This is a genomic window from Pseudomonas sp. 28 E 9, from assembly GCF_900004785.1.
GTDB classification, from domain to species: domain Bacteria; phylum Pseudomonadota; class Gammaproteobacteria; order Pseudomonadales; family Pseudomonadaceae; genus Aquipseudomonas; species Aquipseudomonas orientalis_A.
The window spans coordinates 1-12,022 of the sequence record NZ_CVTK01000022.1 but is presented as its reverse complement, the minus strand read 5'-3'; the positions used below and the strand labels follow the sequence as shown (position 1 = coordinate 12,022).

General features: G+C 61.2%; 11 protein-coding genes. 4 read left to right on the top strand and 7 right to left on the bottom strand.

Annotation, left to right across the window (positions count from 1 at the left end; all coding sequences use genetic code 11):
- Positions 1–5 precede the first annotated feature (5 nt).
- On the bottom strand, positions 6–323 hold the full coding sequence (locus BFQ00_RS03850; protein ID WP_065897618.1) for a PA4575 family protein: 318 nt from the start codon (positions 321–323) through the stop codon (positions 6–8).
- 301 nt (positions 324–624) lie between these two features.
- Positions 625–3,063 carry a Lon protease family protein gene (locus tag BFQ00_RS03845; RefSeq protein ID WP_065883862.1) on the bottom strand — a complete coding sequence of 813 codons (2,439 nt, stop codon included), beginning with the start codon at positions 3,061–3,063 and terminating at the stop codon, positions 625–627.
- Positions 3,064–3,329: 266 nt separating this feature from the next.
- Between BFQ00_RS03845 and BFQ00_RS03840 the strand changes: the two genes are divergently transcribed.
- From BFQ00_RS03840 to BFQ00_RS03825, 4 genes are all read left to right on the top strand, one after another.
- Complete coding sequence (locus tag BFQ00_RS03840; protein WP_003194274.1) at positions 3,330–3,818, top strand: DUF3015 domain-containing protein; 489 nt, start codon at positions 3,330–3,332, stop codon at positions 3,816–3,818.
- A gap of 92 nt (positions 3,819–3,910) precedes the next feature.
- Positions 3,911–5,764, top strand: coding sequence for an Lnb N-terminal periplasmic domain-containing protein (locus BFQ00_RS03835; RefSeq protein ID WP_065932661.1), 1,854 nt, complete (start codon positions 3,911–3,913; stop codon positions 5,762–5,764).
- Between the two features lie 229 nt (positions 5,765–5,993).
- Positions 5,994–6,350 (top strand): hypothetical protein, encoded by a 357-nt coding sequence (locus tag BFQ00_RS03830; protein WP_065932660.1) that lies wholly within the window; start codon positions 5,994–5,996, stop codon positions 6,348–6,350.
- A gap of 55 nt (positions 6,351–6,405) precedes the next feature.
- Positions 6,406–6,903 carry a GreA/GreB family elongation factor gene (locus BFQ00_RS03825; RefSeq protein ID WP_065932659.1) on the top strand — a complete coding sequence of 166 codons (498 nt, stop codon included), beginning with the start codon at positions 6,406–6,408 and terminating at the stop codon, positions 6,901–6,903.
- Here the strand turns inward: BFQ00_RS03825 and gdhA are convergent.
- From gdhA to BFQ00_RS03800, 5 genes are all read right to left on the bottom strand, one after another.
- Positions 6,900–8,237, bottom strand: coding sequence for an NADP-specific glutamate dehydrogenase (gene gdhA / locus BFQ00_RS03820; protein ID WP_065932658.1), 1,338 nt, complete (start codon positions 8,235–8,237; stop codon positions 6,900–6,902). The two genes, BFQ00_RS03825 and gdhA, sit on opposite strands and share 4 nt — an antisense overlap.
- 203 nt (positions 8,238–8,440) lie before the next feature.
- Entirely contained in the window at positions 8,441–9,331 is an 891-nt protein-coding gene (aepX, locus tag BFQ00_RS03815) for a phosphoenolpyruvate mutase (RefSeq protein ID WP_065932657.1), read from the bottom strand.
- 47 nt (positions 9,332–9,378) lie between these two features.
- Entirely contained in the window at positions 9,379–10,224 is an 846-nt protein-coding gene (locus BFQ00_RS03810) for a hypothetical protein (RefSeq protein WP_065883851.1), read from the bottom strand.
- A gap of 24 nt (positions 10,225–10,248) precedes the next feature.
- Entirely contained in the window at positions 10,249–11,478 is a 1,230-nt protein-coding gene (locus tag BFQ00_RS03805) for an aminotransferase class I/II-fold pyridoxal phosphate-dependent enzyme (protein WP_065932656.1), read from the bottom strand.
- 39 nt (positions 11,479–11,517) lie between these two features.
- Positions 11,518–12,022 (bottom strand): MFS transporter (locus BFQ00_RS03800; RefSeq protein WP_139114964.1); only part of this gene is annotated, 505 nt, incomplete at its 5' end.

Sequence of the window (12,022 nt, the reverse complement as noted above, 5' to 3'; positions counted from 1 at the left end):
CGGGATTACAGGGCCAATCGCTCCTGGCCGCCGTTGAGTTGGCGCAGATGAGCTTGCAGGTGCAGGCACCAGATCTGCGGCTCGTCCAACTGCTCGTAACCGTGCAGGGTCAGGCTGTCGACAATGGAGCCCAACATGGTTTCCGCCACGAACGGCCCGTGAAACGGGCCTTGAGACTTGACGGTGGAAGGCTGCTCGCCCGACATGCCGGCGGCAAATAACAACGTCCACAGCCCATTCTCCCCGGCAAGGGGGCGAATGGAGCATTCGATACGAGTTGCCAGGCCCAGGCACTGGCGGGTAAGGCAAAGGTTGCGCGGCATGGCGGCGACCCTCGGTAGATCGGTGTTCAGCCCCAGCGCAAAGGCGAGGCTGTTTCTATCCTGCGACTCCTGCGGATATCCCTGATATTGAGAATAGAAGAAAAACGCGACAAACCAAGGTTGTAAGGACCAACGGACATCGGTCCGTGAGAATGGAGTCAATTTTGTGGCGTAAGCAGTTCCAAATGTGGGAGGGGGCTTGCCCCCGATTGCGGTGCATCAGTCAAAAATATTGAGACTGACACACCGCTATCGGGAGCAAGCCCCCTCCCACACTTTTGATCTCATCAAGCTTCAGGGATCAGGTCGGTTTGGCCTCAGCTAAAGCCTGCTGCGCCAGCTCTTTCTCTGCCTCCTTCAAGTCTTCCTCGCTGATCATTTCCGCAATCGCGCGCAAACGCTCCACCACCCGCGCATTGACCGTGCCTTCCGGAAACTGCCCTTCGGCATCCGGCTCACCGGCATCCTCGCCCACCAGCAGGCTCAACGCCTCATCCGCCTGACGCACCGCATAGATATGGAATTGCCCGGCGCGCACGGCCTGCAAGACCTTTTCATCGAGCATCAGCGTGGCCACGTTGGCCTTGGGAATGATCGCGCCCTGTTCACCGGTCAACCCGCGCGCTTCGCACAGGCGGAAGAAGCCTTCGATCTTTTCGTTGACCCCACCCACCGCCTGCACTTCGCCAAACTGGTTGATCGAGCCGGTGATGGCAAAGCACTGCTTGAGCGGCGTCTTCGACAACGCCGAAATCAAGGTGCAGGCCTCGCCCAGGGAGGCACTGTCGCCGTCCACGTAACCGTAGGACTGTTCCAGCGCGATGCTGGCCGAGATCGCCAGCGGGAATTCCTGCGCGTAACGGCTACCCAGGTAACCGGTGAGGATCATCACGCCCTTGGAGTGAATCGGCTGGCCGAGGTTGACCTCACGTTCGATGTCGACAATGCCGCTGCCGCCCGGGTACACCGTGGCGGAAATCCGCGCCGGTACGCCAAACGCCGAATCCCCCACCTCCAGCACCGTCAGCCCGTTGCACTTGCCGACGGCGGCGCCGGCGGTGTCGATCAGGATGACCCCGGCGAGCATGTCGTCGAGAATCCGCGCCGACACACGGCCGGTGCGCGTGGCCTTGGCCTTGAGCGCGCGCTCGATATGCCCGGCATCGGTCATTTCATCGCCCGCCAGGTGACGAATAAAGTCCGCCTCGCTGACCAGTTGGAACAAGTCGCCGATGCGCGCCGACAAACGGCCCTGATGTTCCGCCAGGCGTGCGCTGTAAGTCGCCAGCCGCGCCACCGCATCCGACGTCAGCGGCGCCATGCCTTCTTCCGAGGTGCGGGTCTTGAGCAACTGGGCGAACTGCTCCAGGCTTTCGTCGACCATCGGGATGTCTTCGTCGAAGTCCACCAGTACCCGGAACATTTCCTGGAAGTCCGGATCGGCGTCCTGCAACGCGTAGTACAACTGGCGCGACCCGATGATGATCACCTTGACCTGCAACGGAATCATCTGCGGGTTGAGGGTCACGGTCGCCAGGCGGCCGAGTTCGCCCAGCGGGGACTCCATCTTCAGCTTGCGCGATTGCAGGGAACGCTTGAGCGCATCCCATACAAATGGCTCGCTGAGCATTTTTTCCGCTTCAAGAATCAGGAAGCCACCGTTGGCACGGTGCAACGCCCCCGGACGCAGTTGGCGGTACGTGGTGTAAAGCGCGCCCTGGTCGGTGCTGTATTCGATACGGCCGAACAGGTTGTCGTAGGTCGGGTGCGGTTCAAACACCACCGGCGCACCGCCGTTGACCGAATGCCCCACCACCAGGCTCGGGCAGTATTGCTCCTCGAGCAGCTTGCGCGCCTGGGCGTCGGTCTTGGCGTCGTCGACCAATTGCTCGACCACGGTCTTGAGCAGATACACCTGCACGGCCTGCAGGTAACCGCAGACGGCGGCGTTTTCCGCGTACTTTTCCGACAGCGGCGCAAGCAAAGGCTGCAGGGCCAGGGTGATGGTTTCTTCGTTGAACTGGCGCAGTTGGTTGTTTGACTCACGCTTCCATTGCGGCAGGCTCGCCAACTCTTCGTTGAGGCGTTCTTCCAGCTCGGAAATATCGGTGTGAAAGCGCTCACGATCGGCTTCCGGCAACTGCGAGAACTCCGCTTCGTCCAGCGCCTTGCCGTCAAGCATCGGCGTGAAGGCGATGTTGGAGCTGTCGCGATACAGCGCCACGTCTTTTTCCAGGGCCAGGCGCTCGATCACGTCCAGGGCCTTGTCGTAGCGCTGGTTGAACGCACGGTCGATGGCGCTTTTGCGCTGTTGGTACGTCGGGTGTTCAAACACGGCCGGGAAGGTCGCGACCAGATTGTCGACCAGCGCGTTGATATCGGTGATAAACGCTGCAGCGCCGCCGCCTGGCAATTCCAGCGCACGCGGTTCGCGCGGCTCATCGAAATTATTCACATAAACCCAGTCCGACGGGGTTTGCAGGCGTTTGCCTTCAGCCTTCAGGTAACGTTTGACGAATGAAAAGCGACCGGTACCGGGCTCGCCCATGACAAACACGTTGTAACCGGGGCGTGGCATGGCCACACCGAACTGCAAGGCTTCAACCGCACGTTCCTGGCCAAGCACACCGCGAAAGGGCTCCAAATCATTGGTGGTCGAGAAGCTGAACTGTTCAGCGGAGAAAGGGCGAGTCAGCGCTTCGGGCGCTAGACGCAAGCTGGCAGCAACAGGATCAGGCATCGGGCTTCCTTACATCAGGCGGGGCAGATGGGGGCATTCTGGCTCTCGGTTGCGCGCTCTGGCAAGGCGCGCTGTTGGGAAAGCATAGCCACGGCGCGCGCCGCACAAAAAAAACGTTCAAGACTGAATGTTTTATAAAAACTCACGGAACCCATGGAACGTGCCTAAACTCCAAACTGCGCGGGTTGGACTAATAACTGGCCCCTAGGGTGCTGCGAAGCGCCTGAACCCTTGTCCATTGGTTTGCACACAAAGAGAACAAAGCTATGAAACGGATCCTTCTTGGTACTCTCTTCACCGTCGTCTCCCTCAATGCAATGGCAGAAGCACCAGGTGGCCCGAACTGCGGTTGGGGCAACATGTTGTTTGAAGGCCAGCGCGGTACTCCTGCTCATTTCCTCGCTTCCACCACCAACGGCACCTCGGGTAACGCCACCTTCGGCATGACCTCGGGCACCAACGGTTGCAGCACCAACAGCGCCCTGACCTACGGCGGCAAGTCCTGGATTGCCATGAATGGCATGATGAACGAGCTGTCCGAAGACATGGCCAAAGGCAACGGCGAAGCCCTGACCACCTACGCGGTGGTACTGGGTGTGGCTCCGGAAGATCGCGATCACTTCGCAGCCGTGACCCACGAGCACTTCCAGCAAATCTTCAGCAAGGCTGACGTGACTGCTGATGACGTGCACAACAACACCATTGCCGTACTGAAAAGCGATGCCCGTCTGGCGAAATACGCTACCCAGGCTTAAGCTCGACCCACCCGCGTCTTTCGAGGCGCGGGTTTTGTTTTTTCGACCTGTCCCCCTTGGGTCTTTTTTTCAGTCCGACTTAAGTAGCCCCCATGCTCAAACGCCTCGCTTGCCTGGCTCTCTTCGCCTGCGCCCCGCTGCACGCGGCCCCGCACCTCGACGATCAACGTTTGCAGCAACTGGCCAATGATCCGTTCTGGCTTTCGCTGGGGCATTACGAGGCCGGCAAGATCAATGGCTGGCGCAGCTATGTCAGCGACAAGAAATTCTTTCTCGCCGCTGACGGCGCGCATCATCCGGACGCCGAACTCAAGGCCACTGTGGACGCGCTCTACGCACCGGCCGGCCTGGGCGAAAAACATGCCCAATGCGTCTACCCCGCACGCACCCGCTGGCTCAAGAATCAGTTGCAACTGACCGACCTGCCGGCCGTGGACTGCAAAGAATTCAAACAGTGGTTCTCGGACGTCGCGCCCCACAGCGCGGTGATGATTTTCCCGGCGGCCTACCTCAACAGCCCCTCGTCGATGTTCGGCCACACTTTGCTGCGCATCGACCAGGCCGACGTGCAGAGCAACAACACCGCCCTGCTCAGCTACGCAATCAACTTCGGCGCCTATATCGAAGGCTCGGACAACAGCATTCTGTATGCCTGGAAAGGCCTGATGGGCGGCTACCCCGGCCTGTTCGCCCTGGTGCCCTACCAGGAAAAACTCTCCGAATATCGCAGCCTGGAAAACCGTGACCTGTGGGAATACCGCCTGAACCTCACCGAAGTCGAGACCAAGCGCATGGTCGAGCACGTGTGGGAGCTCAAGCAGATCCAGTTCGACTACTTCTTCTTCGATGAAAACTGCTCCTATCGCCTGCTGGAACTGCTGCAAGTGGCGCGCCCCGGCCTGCGTCTGACCGAGCAATTCCCACTCACCGCGATCCCGACCGATACCGTCAAAGCGGTAAAGGACGCGGGTCTGGTGGAGAAGATCGACTATCGCCCGTCCCGTGAACGCGAGCTGCTCGAACGCGCCAAGCCGCTCGACAGCGATGAGCAGCAATGGGTACTGAAGATCAGCGATGACCAGAAACAGTTGCAGGAGCCCGCCTTCAAGGCGCTGCCTCGCGAGCGCCAGGCCCTGGTGGTGGACGCTGCCTATCGCCTTGGCCGCTACCGCGCCAACGGCCTGGAACGCGACACCGCACGCTCCCAGCGCAGCTTCGAACTGCTGCGCGCGATCAACCAGAACCCGGCGCCCGACCTGAAGATCACCCCGCCCGGCTTGCCGGAAAACGGCCACGAGTCGCGCACCTGGCAGGCCGGCATCGGCACTCGCGGCGACAAAGCCTTCGGCGAGTACGGCCTGCGCATGGCCTATCACGACCTCAACGACAACGCCGAAGGCTTCCCACTGGGCGCACAAATCGAAATCCTGCAGATGAAACTGCGCCAGTACGAAGGCAACCACTGGCAATTGCAGCAACTGGACCTGGCCACCATCCGCTCCCTGACCCCGCGCAACGCCCTGTTGCAACCGTGGTCCTGGCAAGTCACCGGCGGCCTGGAGCGGGTGCCGGGCAAACATGACGACGAAACCCTGGTCGCCCACGTCAACGGCGGCGCCGGCGGCACCTGGCAGCTCTCGGACGACATGCTCGGCTTCGCCCTCGGCACCGTGCGCGTGGAACACAACAATGACTTCAGCGAAGCCATCTCCCCCGCCGCCGGCTTCAACACCGGCGTGCTGTGGAAGAACCCGCTGGGCAACCTGAGCCTGGAAGCCAAGGGCGATTTCTTCACCAATGGCGAGGTGCGGCGCAGCATCAGCCTCAACCAGCAATGGGAACTGTCACGCAACCTCGGCCTGCGCCTGAGCGCCCAGCGCGAGTACAGCCACCTGTCGACGCCGGTCAATGAAGTGCTGCTCGAAGTGAAGTGGTACCACTACTAATTAAAGCCTGATGAAAATCAAATGTGGGAGGGGGCTTGCCCCCGATAGCAGAGTGTCAGTCACTGCAAAGCTGGCTGACACACCGCCATCGGGGGCAAGCCCCCTCCCACAGTTGGTGGTGTGCTTGGCTAAAAATCCTGCACATCCCTCTTACACGCCTTTCACATACAGCTTACAAATCCCCTTCTAGACTCTCCTTATCAGCCGTAAATCGGCCAGGGAGTACGCCATGTGGCGATATGCGGTAGTGCTGAGTACGGTGCTGTGGTTAGCGGGCTGCCAAACCACCCATCAGGAGCTGCTGGCCAAGGGTTATCCGCCCGCCTTCGCCGATGGCTTTGACGACGGTTGCAGCAGCGGGCGCCAGGCCGCCGGGGTGATCACCGGGGAGTTTCGCAAGAACGTGCCGCGCTATTTGAAAGACCGGCAATACGCCGAAGGCTGGGAGGACGGTTTTCGCCAGTGCAAAGCCATGCGTGAGAACGAGGAATTGCGCGAGTACCAGGACAACCGCAGGAACGATCGCGAGCACGAGTGGCAGCAGGAGAAAGACCGTGATGCGGCCAGAGCCTATCGCTCGCAATGAGCGTGGGAACGATCCGGCGGTGAGCATGGCCCAAACTCCATTGGAGGAGAATGTCATGAGCCGAGCTTTTGTAAATGAGGACAACGCCGCCGCCCAGGCCGACCAGCCGGTGGAGCGTCAGGTCAGCGCGCAGCCCAACCGTTTGACGGCGCAAGGGTTGGCGCAGCTGCAAGCCAGGGTTACGCAGTTGCAACTGGAATACAGCACCGAATCCACTAAAGGCGAGCAGGCAGACAAGCAACGCCAAGCCGACCTGGAGCGGGATTTGCGCTACTTCAACCAGCGCGTGCAAAGCGCCCAGGTTGTGCCGCCGGCCACCTCCACCGACAAGGTGCAAATCGGCAGTTGGGTGACCTTCGCCAACGAACAGGACGAGCAGCAGCGCATCCAGTTGGTCGGCGAAGACCAGGCCGACGCCAACGCGGGCCTGATCAATTGGGGTTCGCCCCTGGGCCGCGCCTTGCTGGGCGCCCAGGTGGGTGACGAGGTGCTGTGGAAGCGCCCCGTCGGCGATCAGTTGATCGAAGTGCTGCGCATCGAGCCCGAGGCTTAGACGATGCCCTGGGCCAGCATCGCGTCGGCAACTTTGACGAAGCCTGCGATGTTCGCGCCCTTCACATAGTTGACCCGGCCATTTTCCTCGCCGTAGTGCACGCAGGCATGGTGGATCGACTGCATGATGGTGTGCAGCTTGCTGTCCACTTCACCCGCGGTCCATAGCAGGCGCATGGCGTTCTGCGACATCTCCAGGCCGCTGACGGCCACGCCGCCGGCATTGGAGGCCTTGCCCGGCGCGAACAGAATGCCCGCGTCGATAAAGATATCCACCGCCTCGAGCGTGGTCGGCATGTTGGCGCCTTCGGCCACGCAGATGCAGCCATTGCGCAACAGCGTGCGGGCGGCATCAGCGTCGAGTTCGTTCTGGGTGGCGCAGGGCAGCGCGATATCGCACGCCAGCGCCCAGGGTGTTTGACCCTGGCGAAACTCCAGGCCGAAACGCTCGGCCAGTTCGCTGATACGCCCACGCTGCACGTTTTTCAGCGCCAGCAGGGCCGACCATTGTTCCTCGGTCAAACCGCTCTCGGCGTACAGTGTCCCTTCGGAGTCCGACAGGGAAACCACCTTGCCCCCCAGGTCCATCACTTTGCGCGCCGCGTATTGCGCCACATTGCCGGAACCCGAGATCGCCACACGCTTGCCTTCGACCCGCTGGCCCTGGCGCTTGAGCATTTCCTCGGCGAAATACACACAGCCAAAACCAGTGGCTTCCGGACGGATCAAGCTACCGCCGTAGGTCATGCCTTTGCCGGTCAGGACGGAGGTGAATTGATTGCCCAGGCGTTTGTACTGGCCGAACAGGAAGCCGATTTCCCGTGCGCCCACGCCGATATCACCGGCCGGTACGTCCACGTCCGCACCGATATGACGGTACAGCTCGCTCATGAAGGCCTGGCAGAAGCGCATCACTTCGGCGTCGCTCTTGCCCTTGGGGTCGAAGTCCGAGCCGCCTTTGCCGCCGCCCATGGGCAACGAGGTCAGGGAGTTCTTGAAGGTCTGCTCGAAGGCGAGGAATTTCAGCACGCCCAGGTTCACCGAGGGATGGAAGCGCAAACCGCCCTTGTACGGGCCGATGGCACTGTTCATCTGGATACGAAAACCGCGATTGACCTGGACCTTGCCATGGTCATCCACCCAGGACACCCGAAAGGTGATCGCGCGTTCCGGCTCGCACATGCGCTCCAGAATGCCCGAGGTCAGGTAGTGGGGGTTGGCTTCAAGAAACGGCCACAGACTGCGTAGGACTTCCTCCACGGCCTGATGAAATTCCGGTTGGTCGGGGTCGCGTTTCTTGAGGCGGGCAAGGAAGGATTCGACGGATTCGCTCATGAAAAGTCTCGGCAAAATGATTGTTGTTAAACAGAGATTGAGCCGGACTTTATCAATTCATTTCGCACCGTGACAGGGCAAAATGTCGCTTTTATGAATTTAAATGGTGCATTTGTATAAATAAACAGCGTTTTTCGCCCTGAAACGGGGATTTCAATCCGACACATGCACCAATGAGTAAACGGCTGGACGACAGCATCGCGCTAGCGCGTCCCGGGCACCAGGTCGAGCATTTCGTCGATGCCCAGGCAGCGCGGCTCCAGTTCCAGGGTCCTGCCATGGGCGAGTATGCCCACAGCGGTATCGCGCATAGCCAGATAGGCACTGCGCAACATGTGATTGGCGTAAATCACCGCGTTGAAACCAGCCTGCTCCAACACCTCGAACTTCAGATGAGCGTAGCTGGTGGGCACACAAATCAGCGGTACCCTGGGCCGTTGCCGCCGAAACTGCCTGGCGAACTCGAGGATTTCCAGGCCATCCTGTCTGCGGCTGTGGATCATGATGCCATCCGCCCCCGCCTCCACATACGCCAGGCACCGCGCCATCGCCTCCTCCATGCCGCGATCGAGGATCAAGCTTTCACACCGCGCAATCAGCATCAGCCCTGAGCCGGTGCGGCTGGCGCAACCGGCCTGGAGCTTGGCGCAAAAGGTCTCAATGGGCTCCTGCGCCTGGTCGACCTCGGTGCCGAACAGTGAGTTCTTCTTCAAGCCGCACTTGTCTTCGATCACCACCGCCGAGACGCCCGCACGCTCCAGCATCTTGATGTGAATCGCGAAATGTTCGGGCTTGCCGCCGGTGTCGGCATCGAATATCAGCGGCAGCGAACACACATCGAATATTTCGCGGATCCCCGGCAAGCGGTTGCTGGGCGAGAGAATTTCGATATCGGGTAACCCGCGCTGGGTCGAGTCGGTCAGCGAACTGGACCAGATGGCATCGTACCCCACCGTATGCCCGGGGCTGATTTCCAGCCTGGCGCGCTGCGCGAGCAACGCCGATATCGGGCTATGGGCTTCGAGTACGCGCAGGCAACGGGTGCTATCCAGTAGCGCCGACAGAGGGCGTCGGCGCGTGTCGGTATCCATCATAGGTTCAGGCTCCATGTCAGCGGCACAACGGGGGTTATCGGGTCGTCTCAATCCCAGGCGGGCTGTTCACACTTGAGCACCGACGCCATCTTTTGCAGATGCTCACAGGCCCTGGCCACGTATTCCCTGGATAGCTGCGCGATACGGCTGTAATCCACGGCCTGCCCGGTGGCGCTGGCATACAGCCGCAGCGCCTCTGCCGCATGCTTGAAGTGGCGCGCTTCGACGCTGCCGCAGTGCACGCTGAGAAAGCTCGCCACGCGGCTGGCCTCACCGGCGCTGTAGCCGCGCACATCGCGCAACCACTGCTTCCACAACGGCGTCATCAGGTTGTATTCGCCGGTGTTGAACAGCTCCGTCATGGCCATCATTTCCAGCGCCTCAATGAGCTGCGGCGCCAATGGGCGTTTTTCGCCAACCCAGCCGGAAAATTCCTTGGTGATCGGGTTCAGGAATTTGTCCTGCAGACGCCATTCATCCGAGCCGCATATCGCCGAAGCCATGCGGTAATAAAGCTTGGAGTGGTGCGGATGCCCGTGCATTTCGCCCAGTCCGATGTCCTCGACAATGATCTCGCCACAGTGCGCCGCCGCTTCGAGCATCTGCAGCCGGGCGGCGTCGGCCAGGGATGCCGACTCCTGGAGAATGCGCACAATGATGCTTGAGACAGCATGGGCGGCGCCGTCCGGGCTGCGCCAGCCGCAGAAGAACGTACACAGCGACGACTCGCTCCAGTTACTGGAAGTCATGTCGACATAGGTCTCGCAGTACCTGTCCAGCTCGGCGGGCTGGCTGTTGAAACCGCTGAGCAGGGCCTGGGCCAGATGTCGGTCCTCGACATCCACCAGCGCCTGGTTCACGTACCCGATAAATTGGCGGCTCAGATTTTCCACGGCTCATATCCTTTTTGGCTGGGGTTAGTGCGCAACGATTTCTGCCATGAAGCGAGCAAAGCGCGTGAGGCCTTCAATCAACGCTTCGCGCTCAACGGCGTAGGAAATGCGGATACTGTTTCGGTCGCCGCAGCCGGAGCCGGGCACCACCGCGATATGGGCCTGGGTCAATAACAGATCGGCCAGGTGGTCGACATCACGGATAACGGTGCCCAGGTAGCGGCCACCCAATTTGCGCGACACATCGATAAACAGATAGAACGCCCCTTCCGGCGGGGCGCAGGTGATGTCATCGATATGCCCCAGGCAAGTGCAGGCCGCGAGCAGTTGCTGGTCGAGGAAGGCGTTGACCTGGCGGGTAAAGTACGGCGCGTCCGCCATCAAAGTGCCGAGCGCGGCGTATTGGGACAGGCTGCTGGGGTTGGATGTGGTGTGCCCCTGCAGGTTGTGCATGGCGGCGATGACCGCTGCGGGCGCGCACGCATACCCTACCCGCCAGCCGGTGACCGCGTGGCTCTTGGAAAACGAATCGACCAGCACCGTCTGGTGTTTGAGCGGCGCAAACAGCGAGACGATGTTGTGATGTTCATGGGGCGCGCGCACCAGCTTGCGGTAGCACTCGTCGAACACCACCCACAGCCGGTGTTCGAACGCGAGCCGGGCGATCCCCAACAATTGTTCGCGTTGATAAACCGTCCCCGTCGGATTGTTCGGGGTGTTGATCACAATCATGCGGGTGCGTGGAGTCAGGGCGTTTTCGACGGCCGCGCAGGTGAGGCGATAGTCATCGGCTGCCGTGTCGACATAGACCGGGACGCCACCGGCCAGCTGGATCTGGGTGGGAAAGGTTTCCCAGTACGGCACCGCAACGATGATCTCATCCCCCGGATCGAGCAGCACCATCGCGGCGTTATACAGCGCCTGCTTGGCACCGGCGGTCACCGCGACTTCATCGGCGCTGTAGTTCACGCCGCAGCGCTGAGTGACCTGCTGCGCCAGCGCGTGGCGCAACTGGGGCAAGCCGATGGGCGGCGTATAGCGGTTGCGCGCAGTGGCCAGCGCATCGCTCGCGGCGGCTTTCATGTCCGGACAGGCATCGAAGGTCAATTCACCGGCGGCAAAATTGATCACGTCGACGCCGGCGTCTTTCAAGGCATTGGCTTTGCTGCGCATGCTGGACGTGCCCGGTGCGCTGAGGCGTTGCGCACGCTGGGACAACGGCAAGGACACGGCAGACGGTTCACTGTTATTCATTGTTATACCTGCCAGAACACGCTGAAAAATTCGTTCGCCCTACCGGGCCTGGGCCTCCAGCCCTCGCTGAACCCGCCAGGACAGCGGCAAGGTGAGCAACAAGGTGGCGGCCAGCAACAAGACGGCCACGGGCACGCCGGTGGTATCTCCGAGGCTGCCGAACAGCACCGGCGCCAATGCGCCGCCACCGATGGTGCCGGTGTAGAACACTGCAAACGCCTGGTCGCGCCGGCCCGGCCCCGCCAGGTCCGGCACCGCGCCATACAGCACCGACGAGGTGCCATTGAGCGCCAGCCCCAGCAGCGGCAACATCACCATCAAGCCGGCGTAGGGCAGGTACACCGCCATGACGATCAGCACCGCCGTGGTGAACTCCGTGGCCCACACCGTCTTCATCATGCCGATGCGCGCACCGAGGTAACCGCACAGCAATTTGCCGAAGGCGCCCCCCACGAACAGCATCGTCAGCGCCAGGCCAATGCCCGCAGGCCCGGCCCCCTTGGCCTTGAGCAAAAACGGCAGGAACGTGAGAAAACCCATGCGC